General features: G+C 42.5%; 12 protein-coding genes. All 12 read left to right on the forward strand.

What is annotated here, in order from left to right; genetic code table 11:
- The first annotated feature begins 86 nt into the window (after positions 1–86).
- The 12 genes from rpsA (at position 87) to VNE01S_RS00640 (ending at position 15,342) form a co-directional block, all read left to right on the forward strand.
- Complete coding sequence (rpsA, locus tag VNE01S_RS00585) at positions 87–1,757, forward strand: 30S ribosomal protein S1 (RefSeq protein WP_053396426.1); 1,671 nt, start codon at positions 87–89, stop codon at positions 1,755–1,757.
- 211 nt (positions 1,758–1,968) lie between these two features.
- Positions 1,969–2,250 (forward strand): integration host factor subunit beta, encoded by a 282-nt coding sequence (ihfB, locus tag VNE01S_RS00590; protein ID WP_053396425.1) that lies wholly within the window; start codon positions 1,969–1,971, stop codon positions 2,248–2,250.
- Between the two features lie 139 nt (positions 2,251–2,389).
- Positions 2,390–2,668: a LapA family protein gene (locus VNE01S_RS00595; protein ID WP_053396424.1), complete on the forward strand. Its 279-nt coding sequence runs from the start codon at positions 2,390–2,392 to the stop codon at positions 2,666–2,668.
- Positions 2,669–2,697: 29 nt separating this feature from the next.
- Complete coding sequence (gene lapB / locus VNE01S_RS00600; RefSeq protein WP_053396423.1) at positions 2,698–3,867, forward strand: lipopolysaccharide assembly protein LapB; 1,170 nt, start codon at positions 2,698–2,700, stop codon at positions 3,865–3,867.
- An 88-nt stretch (positions 3,868–3,955) separates the two neighbouring features.
- On the forward strand, positions 3,956–4,666 hold the full coding sequence (gene pyrF, locus VNE01S_RS00605) for an orotidine-5'-phosphate decarboxylase (protein ID WP_053396422.1): 711 nt from the start codon (positions 3,956–3,958) through the stop codon (positions 4,664–4,666).
- 408 nt (positions 4,667–5,074) lie between these two features.
- The gene (locus VNE01S_RS00610) at positions 5,075–6,097 is read left to right on the forward strand and encodes an ABC transporter permease subunit (RefSeq protein WP_082331695.1); all 1,023 of its coding nucleotides are present in this window, start codon (positions 5,075–5,077) and stop codon (positions 6,095–6,097) included.
- On the forward strand, positions 6,097–7,140 hold the full coding sequence (locus tag VNE01S_RS00615) for an ABC transporter permease (RefSeq protein ID WP_156309867.1): 1,044 nt from the start codon (positions 6,097–6,099) through the stop codon (positions 7,138–7,140). The genes VNE01S_RS00610 and VNE01S_RS00615 overlap by 1 nt, the downstream gene beginning before the upstream one ends.
- Positions 7,141–7,165: 25 nt before the next feature.
- Positions 7,166–8,995 (forward strand): extracellular solute-binding protein, encoded by a 1,830-nt coding sequence (locus tag VNE01S_RS00620; protein ID WP_053395776.1) that lies wholly within the window; start codon positions 7,166–7,168, stop codon positions 8,993–8,995.
- Positions 8,996–9,013: 18 nt separating this feature from the next.
- Entirely contained in the window at positions 9,014–9,874 is an 861-nt protein-coding gene (locus tag VNE01S_RS00625) for an ABC transporter ATP-binding protein (RefSeq protein WP_082331694.1), read from the forward strand.
- Between the two features lie 9 nt (positions 9,875–9,883).
- Complete coding sequence (locus VNE01S_RS00630; protein ID WP_082331693.1) at positions 9,884–10,690, forward strand: ABC transporter ATP-binding protein; 807 nt, start codon at positions 9,884–9,886, stop codon at positions 10,688–10,690.
- A gap of 153 nt (positions 10,691–10,843) precedes the next feature.
- Positions 10,844–11,680: a hypothetical protein gene (locus VNE01S_RS00635; protein WP_053395775.1), complete on the forward strand. Its 837-nt coding sequence runs from the start codon at positions 10,844–10,846 to the stop codon at positions 11,678–11,680.
- 29 nt (positions 11,681–11,709) lie between these two features.
- On the forward strand, positions 11,710–15,342 hold the full coding sequence (locus VNE01S_RS00640) for a zinc-dependent metalloprotease (RefSeq protein ID WP_053395774.1): 3,633 nt from the start codon (positions 11,710–11,712) through the stop codon (positions 15,340–15,342).
- The last annotated feature ends 10 nt before the right edge of the window (positions 15,343–15,352 follow it).

Raw genomic sequence — 15,352 nt, forward strand, 5'->3', positions numbered from 1 at the left:
GTCGGTCGCAAGGATGATGACTGGCGAAGTTAATAACCCCATGCGGTAGGACACCCGTGGACGTTTAATTTATTGAAGATTAAATAATGACTGAATCTTTTGCTCAACTCTTTGAAGAGTTTCTAAACGAAACAGAATTCCAACAAGGCAGCATCGTTAAAGGTACTGTAGTAGCTATCGAGAACGGTTTTGTTCTTGTTGACGCTGGTCTTAAGTCTGAATCTGCTATCCCTGCTGAACAGTTCAAGAACGCTGCTGGCGAACTTGAAGTTGAAGTTGGCGCTGAAGTAGACGTAGCTCTAGACGCTGTTGAAGATGGTTTCGGTGAAACTCAACTTTCTCGTGAGAAAGCTAAGCGTCACGAAGCTTGGATCGTTCTTGAGAAAGCTTACGAAGAAGCTGAAACTGTTGTTGGTATCATCAACGGTAAAGTTAAAGGCGGTTTCACTGTTGAACTAAACGGTATCCGTGCTTTCCTTCCAGGCTCTCTAGTAGACGTACGTCCTATCCGTGACACTGCTCACCTAGAAAACAAAGAGCTAGAGTTCAAAGTTATCAAACTTGATCAGAAGCGTAACAACGTAGTTGTATCTCGTCGTGCAGTTATCGAATCTGAGAACAGCGTTGAGCGTGATGAGCTTCTAGAAACTCTACAAGAAGGCGCAGAAGTTAAAGGTATCGTTAAGAACCTTACTGACTACGGTGCGTTCGTAGACCTAGGCGGCGTTGACGGCCTACTACACATCACTGACATGGCTTGGAAGCGTGTTAAGCACCCTTCTGAAATCGTTAATGTTGGTGACGAGATCCAAGTTAAAGTTCTTAAGTTTGACCGTGAGCGTACTCGCGTATCACTAGGTCTTAAGCAACTAGGCGAAGATCCATGGGTAGCAATCGCTAAGCGTTACCCAGAAGGTCACAAACTATCTGGTCGCGTTACTAACCTAACTGACTACGGCTGTTTCGTTGAAATCGAAGAAGGCGTTGAAGGTCTAGTACACGTTTCTGAAATGGATTGGACTAACAAGAACATCCACCCATCTAAAGTTGTTAATGTTGGCGACGAAGTTGAGGTTATGGTTCTTGAAATCGACGAAGAACGTCGTCGTATCTCTCTAGGTCTGAAACAGTGTAAAGCTAACCCATGGCAATCTTTCGCTGAAGCGCAAGCTAAAGGCGACAAAGTTACTGGTAAGATCAAGTCTATCACTGACTTTGGTATCTTCATCGGTCTAGAAGGCGGCATCGACGGTCTAGTTCACCTATCTGACATCTCTTGGAACGTTCCAGGTGAAGAAGCAGTACGTGAATACAAGAAAGGCGACGAAATCTCTGCAGTAGTTCTAGCAGTAGACGCTGAGCGTGAGCGTATTTCTCTAGGCGTTAAGCAAATGGAAAACGACCCATTCAACGCTTACGTTTCTGAGAACAAGAAAGGTGCTCTAGTCAATGGTACAGTTACAGCAGTAGACGCTAAAGGCGCAACTGTAGAACTTGAAGAAGGCGTAGAAGGTTACATCCGCGCATCTGAAGTTGCTCGTGACCGTGTAGAAGATGCTTCTCTAATCCTAAGCGTTGGTGACAGCGTTGAAGCGAAGTTCACAGGTGTAGACCGTAAGAACCGCGTAATCAACCTATCTATCAAAGCTAAAGATGAAGCTGAAGAGCAAGAAGCAATGGCTTCTCTGAACAAAGCAGACGATGCTTCGTTCGGTAACGCTATGGCTGACGCTTTCAAAGCAGCTAAAGGCGAATAATTTAATCGCTTTTTAAAAAAAGGAGCCGAAAGGCTCCTTTTTTATGTTTAGTCCTAAGTGAGTAGTAATACCAATCTGCGCAAATCATTTTTCAGAATTGTATTTTAGTCTAGGCAAGTTGCTCAGTTTTTGACTAAAATTAAAGGCAAGTGTTTGTTGGAATTGGTATTACTTACTATAATAAGTGATAAATTACTCTATGAGGGAAACTATGACTAAGTCTGAGCTAATCGAGAGACTCTGCGCTGAGCAAACCCACCTTTCAGCAAAAGAGATTGAAGATGCTGTTAAAGATATTTTAGAGCATATGGCTTCAACATTGGAAAGCGGAGACAGAATAGAGATTCGTGGGTTCGGTAGTTTCTCTCTTCATTACCGTGAGCCTCGTGTAGGGCGTAACCCAAAAACTGGGGATAAGGTAGAACTAGAGGGTAAGTACGTACCTCACTTTAAGCCAGGTAAAGAACTTCGTGAGCGAGTTGATATCGGCTAGATAGTAAAATTACTGATAAAATAGCGGCATGCGTTAGTCATGCCGCTTTTTTATTGACTAAATTTCAGAGATAGGCATGGTTTGTTTTGTGGTTTTACTGCATAATCGTAGCAGCAGAAACATGCTTAGGTGATGGAACATGAAAATTATAAAAATCGTTGTTGTATTAGCTCTATTTTTGATTGCACTAGCTTTAGGTTCACAAAATCAGGATGTCGTGAACTTCAATTATCTGATCGCGCAAGGTGAGTTCCACCTTTCAACGTTATTAGGTAGCGTATTCATTGTCGGTTTTATCTTAGCTTGGATTGTATTTGGTAGCTTACACCTCAAATCGCAGCTTCAAGTGCGCAAGTTGAAAAGACAGCTTAAAAAGCTAACACCCTCTGCAAATGAGTCTGAGCAATCTAAAGCTTAAGCGTTAGTGATAGGCAGGCTTCCCACTAGATGTTAGAAATACTCTTCTTGTTATTACCAATCGCTGCAGCATACGGTTGGTATATGGGTAATAGAAGTGCCCAACAAGACAAGCAGAATCAATCCAATCAAATATCCCGTCAATATGTGACGGGCTTGAACTTGCTACTGTCAGATCAGTCTGATAAAGCAGTTGATCACTTTATTGAGCTTCTTCAAGTCGATAACGAAACGATTGATACGCATCTCGCGTTAGGTAATTTGTTTCGTTCACGTGGGGAAGTTGATAGAGCTATCCGTATTCACCAGAACTTAATTTCTCGTTCTGGTCTTACCATTGACCAAAAAAATATAGCCCTTCAGCAATTAGCGAAAGACTATATGGCGTCAGGATTCCTTGATAGAGCTGAGAAAATATTTGAACAATTGGTCGAAGAGCCGGATCACAAAGAAGCGGCTCTCGGTCAATTAGTGTCTATTTACCAGCAAACTCGAGAGTGGGCCAAAGCCATTCATTACGCTTCGTTGCTTGTAAAGTTGGGGCGAAAACGGATGAAAAACAGCATCGCGCATTTTTGGTGTGAGCTCGCTATGCAAGAAAAGGCAGAAGGCAATGATGCTAAAGCTTTGCAGAATTTTAAGAAAGCGCTTGTAGAAGATCCTAAATGTGTTCGCGCCAGTATGGCCCTGGGGAAAATATACCTAGAGTCTGAAGACTACTCGAACGCGATAAAGTATATGGAGATGGTGCTTGAGCAAGACAGCGACTTTGTCAGTGAAGTTCTTCCTACTCTTGCAGACAGTTATTACCACTTAGGCCAAGAAGACGAGTTATTAGAATTCTTGCGCCAATGTATAGTGAGCAAAGCAGGGGCGTCAGCGGAGCTTATGTTGGCACAGCTAGTTGCACAGCACGAAGGCGCGGGAGCAGCCCAAGAGTTATTGACGCGCCAACTGGTGAAGAACCCAACGATGAAAGGTTTTTACCGCCTGATGGATTATCACTTGGCCGAAGCCGAAGAAGGGCGCGCGAAGGCAAGTCTTGATACATTGCAGAAGCTAGTTGGAGAACAATTAAAAGTTAAGCCTCATTATCGTTGTCGAAAGTGCGGTTTTTCTACGCATTCGCTGTATTGGCATTGCCCATCATGTAAAGGATGGGGGACGATTAAGCCTATTAGAGGGCTTGATGGTGAATAAGTATTCCGGTTGGTTTATCCAATCATAAAATGGCAGCGGTGATCCCGCTGCTTTTTTTAGGCACGTTACATGTAAGTTAGGAGATGAAATGAACGACCAAAAAGTTATTGTTGCACTAGATTACGACAATCAAGCAGATGCACTTGCTTTTGTCGATAGAATTGATCCAAAGTCTTGCCGCCTTAAGGTGGGCAAAGAGATGTTTACTTTGTTTGGTCCAGATTTCGTTAAAGAGCTACACAAGCGTGACTTTTCAGTATTTTTAGATTTGAAATTTCATGACATTCCAAATACTTGCTCAAAAGCAGTACGCGCGGCAGCTGAACTGGGCGTTTGGATGGTGAATGTCCACGCAAGTGGCGGTGAAAGAATGATGACTGCTTCACGTGAAATCTTAGAGCCATATGGGAAAGATCGCCCACTGCTTATCGGTGTGACTGTACTGACTAGCATGGAGCAAAGTGATTTAGCAGGGATTGGTTTAGATATTGCCCCTCAAGAGCAGGTTATTCGCCTAGCAGCCTTAACTAAAAACTCAGGTTTAGATGGGGTGGTGTGTTCTGCACAAGAAGCAACAATGCTTAAAACTCAGCTTGGTCAAGAGTTTAAATTAGTAACTCCGGGCATTCGTCCTGCAGGTGCTGCAGTTGGCGATCAAAAACGTATTATGACCCCAGTTGAAGCTGTTAACTCTGGATCGGACTACTTAGTTATTGGGCGTCCAATCACACAATCTGAAGATCCAGCTGCAGTTCTAGCTTCTATTAATGACGATTTGAAACATAATTGTCACAAATAAATCTTCTGAATATATGCACCTAAACAAGCATGAAAAATGACGTAAACGTTTAGGTGTATTTAAATTTGGTTAAATACTCTAAAAATTTAAATATCCCCACCTTTGTGGTCCTTTTCTGACCAAAATAAACACTAGATTTTCTTTAAAATATCAATATTCTTGAACTCTATAGCTGTTTGCGACTCCTTTAGCAGAGTAATGTGTATTTATCATTTAGTTCAGTTACGCAAAGTATGAACTACGTCGATAAAATACAAGGTGTTAACTAATAATAATTCTATAACTGCTGGTTATGATTTAAGGTTTTCGTCGCTCAGATTCTAAAAACCACATATATTAGAACAGTTTAAAATTTATTCGGTTACAGGATGTAACTTATTTATAGTAATTGGTACGGAGTACTTCCAATTGTTAGCATATATATTACGGCGTCTATTGTTAGTAATACCTACATTCCTTGGTATTACCATCCTAATCTTTGCCATCACTCGTTTTGTTCCTGGCGGTCCAGTTGAGCGGATGCTTGCCAACATGCAATCCGTGTCTGAAAGCGCATCAATGAATGTCGCAGGTAGCAGTTCCGCATTATCTGAAGACCAAATAGCAGAATTAAACGCGTTTTACGGTTTAGATAAACCTGTTCTTGAATCATATTTAGAATGGTTATCGAAAATTATTGTATTGGACCTTGGCGAGTCTACGCGATATTACGAGCCTGTTAGCGAGATGATAGCTGAGAGACTGCCTGTCTCACTCTTTTATGGCGGAATGACCTTTTTTATAAGCTACTTTATTTCCATTCCTCTCGGTTATTACAAAGCTATTAAACACGGGTCTGTATTTGATTCCTCGTCCTCTGTACTGATCTTTATAGGTTATGCTCTGCCTGGGTACGTCGTTGGCGTCTTTTTAATTACCGTATTTGCCTACAACCTTGACTGGTTTCCTATGGGTGGTTTCGTTGGTGATGATTTTGATGACTATGAAACGTTCTTAGAGCAGTTCAAAGACATCATGTGGCATGCAATCCTGCCTTTGATTTGTTATCTGATTGGTGATTTTGCCACGCTAACAATGACGATGAAGAATAATCTGATGGAGAATATTTCCGCCGATTATATTAGAACTGCCATCGCCAAAGGTTTACCTTTTAAAACTGCTGTACGGAAACATGCGCTACAAAACAGCTTGATTCCTATCGCCAGTCATTTCGGTAACTCCTTACTCTTTTTCATGACAGGTTCGTTCCTTATTGAAGTTATTTTTAATATCGATGGAATAGGTTTATTGGGATATGAATCCATAATGGAAAGAGACTATCCAGTGGTAATGGGGATTGTCGCTATCAACGCGGTAATGTTGATGATTGGTAATATCTTATCGGATCTTTGTGTGGCTTTAGCAGATCCAAGAGTGAGGTTCGGTTCATGATTATCCAATTGACTCCTTTAACTCAGAAAAAAATCAAACACTTTAAAGAGATTAAGCGTGGATACTGGTCGCTAATCATTTTAACAACCTTATTGGTGTTATCGCTATTTGCAGAGTTGTTAGTCAACAGCAAAGCACTGGTGGTTAAATACGATGGCGAGTGGTCGTTCCCTGTATTTAGCGATGTTCGGACAGGTAATGAGTTTGGGCTTAATTATTCCAGTGAAGTGGATTACCGAGCACTTAAAATACAGTTCGAAGAAGATGATGGCGATAACTTTGTATTAATGCCTTTGGTGCCATGGAATCCCTATGAGCAAGACTTTAGTGGCGATTATCCACCATTAGCGCCGAGTGTCGACACACAGCACTATTTGGGTACAGATGTGATTGGCAGAGACATATTAGCGCGTCTTGTGTATGGATTTCGCATTGCTATGGGCTTCGCGCTCCTAACAATGGCCATTTCTTACGCAATCGGTACGGTAGTTGGCTGCTCTATGGGCTTTTTCGGTGGACGATTTGACCTGTTTGTCCAGAGGCTAATAGAGGTCTGGTCGATGGTGCCATTCCTATATGTGATCATGATTTTGGTGTCGATTACACAACCAACCTTTACTTTATTTGTTGCTATTAACGTGCTGTTTGGTTGGATGGGGATGACTTGGTACATGAGAACCATGACCTACAAAGAGTCGGCTCGTGAATATGTTATGGCTGCCAGGGCGTTAGGCGCTTCTACACTCAGAATTCTGCTAAAGCATATTCTACCTAATACTATGGTTATGATCGTGACGTTAGCGCCTTTTACAATTGCAGCCAATATCACAGCACTAACTGCATTGGATTATTTGGGGCTGGGATTAATGCCACCAACGCCAAGTTGGGGAGAGTTACTTCAGCAAGGAAAATCAAACTTAGATGCACCATGGATTGTCACTTCCGTTGTGACGTCAATTGTCGCGGTACTAGTAATGGTGACCTTTATTGGTGAAGCAATCCGCGCCGCATTTGACCCGAAAAAATTTACACGATACGTGTAACACAAAACAAGACAGGGAATTCAAAATGAAGAAATTATTAGTTGCTTCAATTTTATCAGCGCTGGGAACAAGCGCTTATGCAGCAGACCTTCCGCAAGGTCTTGATTGGCAAACGAATTGGGATGAGCCCTTATTCGCGTCTGCTGAAGCAAAGCGCGGTGGTACGTATCGAACCCATATTCTTAGCTTTCCGCAAACATTAAGAAGTGTGGGGCCTGATTCTAACTCCGGTCTAAGAGCATACTTCTTGGATGACGTACCAAATCTAGTCAGCAAACATCCTGATACATTAGAGTGGATTCCTTCGCTTGCGAACGAATGGGCTTTTGGTGATGACAACAAAACGGTTTACTTCAAGTTAAACCCAGCCGCTAAATGGTCGGATGGCAAGTCTGTGACGGCGGATGATTTTGTATTTATGCTGAAGTTTTATCGCTCAAAAGACATTATCGCGCCTTGGTACAATGAGTATTACAGCAACGTTATAGCGGAAGTGAAAAAATTCGACGATCTTACGTTCTCGGTAACCAGTGGCATCGAGAAAAACCCAGAAGATCTACTCTATACGCTTGGTAGCTTAGTACCTCGACCCGCTCATTTTTACGCGAACCCTTCAAAGGACGAAAACGGCGACGGTATAGATGATAATTTTGTCCGTAAGTATAACTTTAAAAGTGAACCAACAACTTCCGCCTACTATCTAGACAAGGTGAAAAAAGGTAAGCAACTGACCTTCAAACATGCAGGTGATGATTGGTGGGGCTACAGCAACCGTTATTATCAGAATCGCTATAACGTAGACAAAATACGAATTAAAGTGATCCGAGATAACGATATTGCGATGAAGCACTTTGAAAAAGGCAACTTAGACGCCTTTAGTTTGTTATTACCTTCACTATGGCACGAGAAAACAAGCTCAGAGCCTTATAAGCAAGGCTATATCCATAAATTCTGGGGCTACAACCAAATGCCGCAAGGTGCTGGTGGTTTGTGGATGAATACTGCGCAGCCGCTGTTGTCAGATGGTGAACTGCGTAAAGGCATCATGCTTGCCACTGACTATGATGGCATGATCGAAAACATTACCCGTGGGGATTACTCACGCAAACCGCATGCGATGGGTTTTGGTCACGGAAACTATGATCTGCCTAATCCGAAGCCATCAAAGTTTGATCCTGAAAAGGCAGCCGAGCATTTCGCGAAGGCGGGATTCGATCAAATTGGCCCTGATGGCATACGCGTAAATGCTAAAGGAGAGCGCTTGAGTTTTGGCATCACTTACGGCCGCAACTCTTGGACGCCTCGGATCGCATTTCTTAAAGAGCAGGCTAAATTAGCAGGGTTGGAATTTACCCTGAATCTTGTCGATGGTTCAGCGGCCTTCAAATACATCCTTGAAAAGAAGCATGAACTGGCATTTCTGAATATGGGGACTGCTGATGTTCCGGCCTATTGGGAATACTTCCATAGCGTTAATGCGAATAAACCACAGACAAATAACCATACGAACTTTAGCTCTCCACGCCTCGATAAATTAATTGAGCAATACAAAACGGAGTTCGATCTCGCGAAGAAACAAGGTTTGTCTCACCAGATCCAGCAAGAAATTACCACAGCTAATGTGATTGTACCTGGTTACATGGTTCCGTATGCGCGTGAAGCTCACTGGCGTTGGATTAAGTTCCCAGAGCAAGCAATGACTAAGCGAACTGCCAACATGTTCCCGATTGACCGTACTTTCGGTCTGCACACCTTCTGGATAGATACAGAGGCGAAGAAAGAGACCAAAAAAGCCATGAAGCAGGGCAAAGCGTTCCCTGAGGTGACGGTAGTGGATGAACGATACAAGCTATAGCTTGCGAGGATCAGGAAGATGAGCAGTGAAGTAGTACTGAGTGTGAAAAACTTAGAGACTGAATTCTTAACAGACAATGGACCAGTTCAAGTCCTCCACGGTGTGAGTTTTGATGTCAAGAAAGGGCGCACACTGGGATTGGTTGGGGAGTCTGGATGCGGTAAGAGCGTTACCTCAATGTCCATAATGGGTTTATTGCCTAAGCCATATGGCCGGGTGGTTGGCGGTGAAATCTTATACCGTGGTAAAGATTTGGTTTCTCTGCCTGCTGAAGAAATGTATGCCATGCGTGGTGATCGCATTTCAATCATCTTCCAAGATCCGATGACGGCTTTGAATCCAGTGCATACAGTGGGCAAGCAGATCATGGAAGTACTTGAACTTCATCGCCCTGAGCTAGCAAAAACAGAGCAAAGACAATATGCCTTGAAGATGCTGGAAAAAGTCAAAATACCTATGCCGGAAAAGCGCATTGATGAGTATCCACATAATTTATCTGGCGGTATGCGACAGCGCGTTATGATTGCGATGGCCTTAGCGTGTAAGCCAGATATTCTCATCTGTGATGAGCCTACCACCGCGTTGGATGTGACTGTACAGGCCTCTATTCTGGAGCTTATGCGAGAGCTTCAAGAAGAAACAGGAATGGCAATGATCTTCATTACTCATGATCTAGGGGTCGTGGCGGAAATTTGTGATGACGTGGCTGTCATGTACGGAGGAAAAATTGTCGAAAAAGCTGATGTGTTCGATCTATTCGATAATCCACAGCACCCATATACCAAAAGATTAATGGGGCTTATGCCGAGTTTAGAACATGAACCCAAGCAAATGATCGATATACAGCCGATTGATCCAAGTATGTTCCAGAGTAATTAGGGGTGAGTGATGCAAGAAGTATTAAGGATTGAAGGCTTAAAGCAGCACTTTGTTTCTGGAAAAAGATTGTTTTCCAAAGGTTACACGGTCAAAGCCGTTGATGGTGTTTCTTTTTCTTTAGAGCAAGGAAAGACCTTGGGTTTAGTGGGTGAGTCTGGTTGTGGGAAAAGTACTTTAGGGAGAACAATACTAAAGTTATTTGAACCAACAGCAGGCAGTATTTATTTCGAAGGAAAAGATATTACCAAACTGTCTCCGAAGGAGATGCGCCCTTTGCGTAAAGATATGCAAATTGTATTTCAGGATCCAATGGAATCCCTTAATCAAAGGCATACCATAGGCATGATCTTAGAGGAGCCTTACATTATCCATAATATGGGAAGTGATAAGGAGCGAAAACAGTGGGTTTTGGAGTTACTGGATAAGGTGGGCTTACCACGTGAAGCCATTAATCGCTATCCACATGAGTTTTCTGGTGGTCAGAGGCAGCGTATTGGTATCGCTCGTGCGATAGCTTTAAAGCCAAAACTATTAATTTGTGACGAGTCTGTATCCGCACTAGATGTTTCAGTACAAGCTCAAATAATTAATTTATTACTGGCACTACAGAAAGAAATGAATCTTGCCATTATATTTATTTCACATGACTTATCCGTAGTAAGGCAAGTTTCCGATGACGTGGCAGTAATGTATTTTGGTAAAGTCGTCGAATATGGCCCTGCGTTAGAAGTATATAACTCGCCAGAGAATGAATATACAAAAAAACTATTATCAGCAATACCTATAACACACCCTAGCCAAAGACAACGACGCTAGGTATAAAAATAATAAAGTAAAAATTAGCTTTTTCGCTTGAGAAATATTTATCGGAAATAAGGAGAATTATTTCTGATGGTTGTTATTTGCCTTTATAAAGCAAATAACACATGGAACGCTCGTAATGAGTTTAATATTTCATGGAAGTAATCTATGCAACACACAACAAAGTGGGACAAAAGAGTAACTGCGCTCGCTGTCTTAGCTTTATTTTCCTCATCTGTTTATTCTGAGGAAAATAAGGTTAATAACGGTGAGCAGCACTCAATATTAGATAATATTGGTGGTAGTTTCTCTCTTGCTTACAACACAAATATATATAGCCCTAACGACTACCGCTCCGTAAGAAGTCTCTCATGGAATGGAAGTTTAAATTATGGGTTCACAGATAATATTACCGGATATATTTCGTCCGGAGGGTACAGAGCATACGAAAACGAAACAGGAGATTTTGCAACAGATAGCATTATTGGCGCGAGTTATTCTAACTTATTCACTTTTGGTGAAACAGGAAAGGTTGGATTACGCGGACAATTAACGATACCGACTTCTGAAACATCTCGCGATACGGAGCTTTATACATCGCTACGAGTAGATGTACCGATTAGTTTTGAAATGCTAGGCGGGAATTACTCAGTTTCTCCTCGTGTTAGAAAAAACTTTTATAAGTTCAAAACTATGAACGGTCGTGTGCTTACAGAGTGGGTGTATTCGCTTTCAGTTGGTGCGAATTATCAGTTTGACAAATTGACTCTAGGGGCGTCAGCGCTTGGAGGAAATGGAATGAGTTATAAGGGGAACCGAAGTAAGCAATTTACTTATGGTGCTTCTGTATTTAGCTCATACCAGCTCGCCGATAACTGGTCAGCTTCTTTATCTGCTTCCACAGCAGGCTTCTATACAGATGCTGAGCGCGGCACGTTGGGTGATATCGATTTATTTGATGAGGATAAAGCGACTTATACCGCTCAACTTAGTTTTTCTTTCTAAGGATATAAAAATAACAATAGGATGACATTATGCATTTTAAGAAAATAGCATTGGCAACGGCTATATCCAGCATATTGGCTGGCTGTGGTGCAGATGACCAAGCGTACGACACATTATCTAAACCAGAAAACTCGTTCCGAAAAACGGACGTTAAAACCGATCAAGTTTACCTGTACATGCCTTCAATGGCGAATGCGCCAAGGTTTGCTGGCTCAATGGCACCTTTTATGCAGGGGCAAGAAAAGTTAGTTACGCTTTCCTTTGAAGCGGGACAAGACAACTCTGATTCCGGCGAGCTAAAAGTTCGCATGGTCAGTCCTGATGTGATCAGCCAAGGTGAAATTGACGAAGGTGAGCTAGGGCGTTGGATTGAAAGCCCAGATGATACAAGTCTTGTATTATCCATCCCGGTTGATTATGTCGATTACCAATGTAAAGAGAATGACTATAACGAATGTACTAACAAAGAAGAGAAAGTCGACAACAACGAGACTCGTTGGCAAGACCGTCGCTTCTTCGAGCCTAGTTTTGAAGATGTCAAAGTTGCTGAAGCAACTTGGAATGACCTGTTTACATTCGCAAATGGTTGTTACACCAAAGTAGGTAGCCCTAGGGTTGCTGCGAACCCAAGCATCTCCTGGAAAGGTTACGAAGTAACTAAAGATGGCGTGATTAACTTTGAAGTTAAACAAGACTACCGCATTACAAATAACTGGCGTTGTATGTTTAACGCTCTTGAGAAGACAGACTATGATATGGATAAGTTGTCGTTTACGGCTTCTCAGTTCTATTCTCTAGTTCCGCTTGATTTGGTTCGTTCTCCGTCAAATGAGTATGAACCAATTGTTTATGCTAAAGGTGATGAAGATACTTTCGGCTTCTTTGCCAACGAAGTAGGTCGACCTGATCCTTCCTATGTCGGTGGTAACTTTGACCAGAAGTTTAGCTACTTACACCGTTTTAACCCAAACCTAGAGTTCATCGACTACCATTTAGCGAACAACTTTGATCAAAACGATGAAACACGATTCTTCAAGCAAATTACTAAAGACGTAATTGATCGTATTAACCCTCAGTTGGAAAAAGTGGGTGTACCAAAGATCCGCCTCCATGAGCCATCAGGTAAATTGTCTGGTGACTTGCGCTACAATGTTATCAATCTAATTGATGAGCCACTAGACAATGGTTTAGCGGGTTACGGTCCTTCGGCAGCAAACCCACTAACGGGCGAAATTGTTCACGCACACGTTAACCAGTATTCAGGTGTTCTTCGTTCTATCTCAGACAGACTGTGGGATCGCATCGCTCTTGACTACAATGAAGATCGTGTACAGCTCGTTAAAGATCCAAATGCTGTAGAGACTGAGACTGAGACTGAAGCTAGCTCGGTATCGTCAAGCTCCAGTCCTGTTCAAACACAGCAGGTGACTGCTGATTCAATCACTTCTGATGTCGGTTCTGTGGTTGAGTTTGATTATGCAAAAATGGAGACTGAAACTCTTGCAGACGTAATGTTGGCTGTAAAAGAAGAGCTGGAAGTTGCAGAAGAGGACTTAACTCTTGAAGATATGAGCGCATTGCAAGAGTTGGAAACCCGTCTGTGGGCTGAAAACAATATGTATCCAGTTTCTTCTCTGCGCGCGGGCGTAAAGCTTAAAACATTACCAACGTCTATTGGTGGGAAAACATTCAACTACCAAGACCCATCACTTTGGAATGGCACTGTCGGTGAGGTTGGTAACCTCAAAAAGTGGGATGAATTGACAGAAGCTCAGCAAGAAGAGATTAGTTTATTCATTGTAGGCGTATTCTATGCCAAAACTCTTGTTCACGAACTAGGGCATAACTTAGGTTTGCGTCATAACTTTAAAGGTAGTAATGATGAACCTAACTACTTTAAACCTGAAGAACTGGAAGATCATGGCCTGAAAATTGTGCCGCGTTATTCATCAATTATGGACTACAACCCATCAATGATGAATGCACTGCCAGTATTTGGTCCATATGATTTGGCTGCACTACGTTTTGGCTATAAACGTGAGGTAGAAGCTACAGCGCAGGTCACCACCACTGATAACGAGGTCAAGAACGAAACGATCTACCTTGACGCAGGTCAATACGATGCAAGCTTGCGTGCAGATGTTTTAGACCCATATAAACAACCTTCTGCGTTATTGAGCGATGGTACGGTTAAAGCTCTAAAAGCTGAATATCCAGTGACTCCAATGCGTGACTTTGACTTCTGTACTGATGGAAATGTTAGCCTAAACGATAATTGTAACCGTCACGACGAAGGGCGCAGTGTCGAAGAAATTATGGATTATAAGCTAGAAGCTTATAATGATAACTACTATATCCGCACGATTCGTGGAATGAGTAATGACTTCGATGAGCAAAGCATCATGGATTATGCAGCTTCACGAGAGCGTCAATTCCAAGACTGGAGAAACTTCCTTCACAATTACGATCGTTACCGTGAGCTCGCACTTGGCTTTGAACTTACACACGCTCAAATGCTAGGTTTACCATTTATCTTTACCGATGTATGTCAAGGGAATCCGACGCAATGGCCATACACAGTGTATTGTGGCGCACCAAAAGCGGTTGATAAAGCTCGTGACGCGCTGGTGAATATCTTGATTACACCAGACCACACGTGTGAAATCGAAAATGCGGATGGTTCATTTACGTATAAGAAACTTGCAGATATCATCTCAAACTACTCTATGCGTAATAATTTCCCTGTGAACTATGTTCCTACATCATGTTTTGATGACACGGTAATTGCGTCTCTAGCTGCTGGGGAGAAAGTGATCGGTGAAGTGGGTAAATTCCTCAATAGTGGTAGTGCACCTCGCCCAGCCCCAGTGAACAACTACTCGAACTACATTGACTACATTGGTCATTGGCCGGATAAGTTGGCAGCAGCGAGTGTTCTTGTGGATAGAATCGGCACACGTCGTTCTACATCGCGTTCTATCTCGTCTCTTATTGAACTCCCAGAAACGACGGGGGTAGATAGTCAAGGGTTCTTTACTGTTTTCCCTAAAGGTGATTTATTGCTAGATACGCTTATCCTCGGTACTGGTAATTTATATAAAAACTTCCAAGATGCAGAAGGTAACTACCGCCCAGCGGAGGGTGATTTCACCGCAATTACATGGGATGACATGATTGAAGCAATGCCTTACTACGATAGCTTCCCTATCAGGCATAAGTTTGCGTTACCACGTTTCGGTAAAACGCCACTAAACAAAGCGATTTTGACTGCAATGACAGTAACTGCAACTGACCAGACGAGCGACCAGCGTGATGAAGTGTTTGCTCGCAAGATCACAATGCGCAGTGAACCTGTTGGGCCATCAAATTCGTTACGCGAATTCAAGCGTTCAAATGGTGCAACGTACTATGCAACGCCAGAAAACACTTATGCATGGTATATGCTTGGGTTTAAGGCTGACCTTGAAGCTCTGCGTATGGCTGAAGCCGCGAATGAAGATTTAACGTCTGTTGAACTTTCAGTTATTAACCTAGCAGACTTCCAAGGTGTTGAAAAACGTAAAGCGTTAGACAAGCAGTACGCTTACCAGCTTCAATCTTTGGAAAACCTACCAGTTTATAACCGAATTAATGATTTGAGACATGACCTAAAGGCACACTAAGCAAGTTAAG

The organism is Vibrio nereis NBRC 15637 (genome assembly GCF_001591105.1).
Lineage (GTDB): Bacteria > Pseudomonadota > Gammaproteobacteria > Enterobacterales > Vibrionaceae > Vibrio > Vibrio nereis.

Bases quoted from the DNA above. Each gene is read 5' to 3' on its own strand.
- rpsA (WP_053396426.1), top strand. From the start codon at position 87: ATGACTGAATCTTTTGCTCAACTCTTTGAAGAGTTTCTAAACGAAACA.
- ihfB (WP_053396425.1), top strand. From the start codon at position 1,969: ATGACTAAGTCTGAGCTAATCGAGAGACTCTGCGCTGAGCAAACCCAC.
- VNE01S_RS00595 (WP_053396424.1), top strand. From the start codon at position 2,390: ATGAAAATTATAAAAATCGTTGTTGTATTAGCTCTATTTTTGATTGCA.
- lapB (WP_053396423.1), top strand. From the start codon at position 2,698: ATGTTAGAAATACTCTTCTTGTTATTACCAATCGCTGCAGCATACGGT.
- pyrF (WP_053396422.1), top strand. From the start codon at position 3,956: ATGAACGACCAAAAAGTTATTGTTGCACTAGATTACGACAATCAAGCA.
- VNE01S_RS00620 (WP_053395776.1), top strand. From the start codon at position 7,166: ATGAAGAAATTATTAGTTGCTTCAATTTTATCAGCGCTGGGAACAAGC.
- VNE01S_RS00625 (WP_082331694.1), top strand. From the start codon at position 9,014: ATGAGCAGTGAAGTAGTACTGAGTGTGAAAAACTTAGAGACTGAATTC.
- VNE01S_RS00630 (WP_082331693.1), top strand. From the start codon at position 9,884: ATGCAAGAAGTATTAAGGATTGAAGGCTTAAAGCAGCACTTTGTTTCT.
- VNE01S_RS00635 (WP_053395775.1), top strand. From the start codon at position 10,844: ATGCAACACACAACAAAGTGGGACAAAAGAGTAACTGCGCTCGCTGTC.
- VNE01S_RS00640 (WP_053395774.1), top strand. From the start codon at position 11,710: ATGCATTTTAAGAAAATAGCATTGGCAACGGCTATATCCAGCATATTG.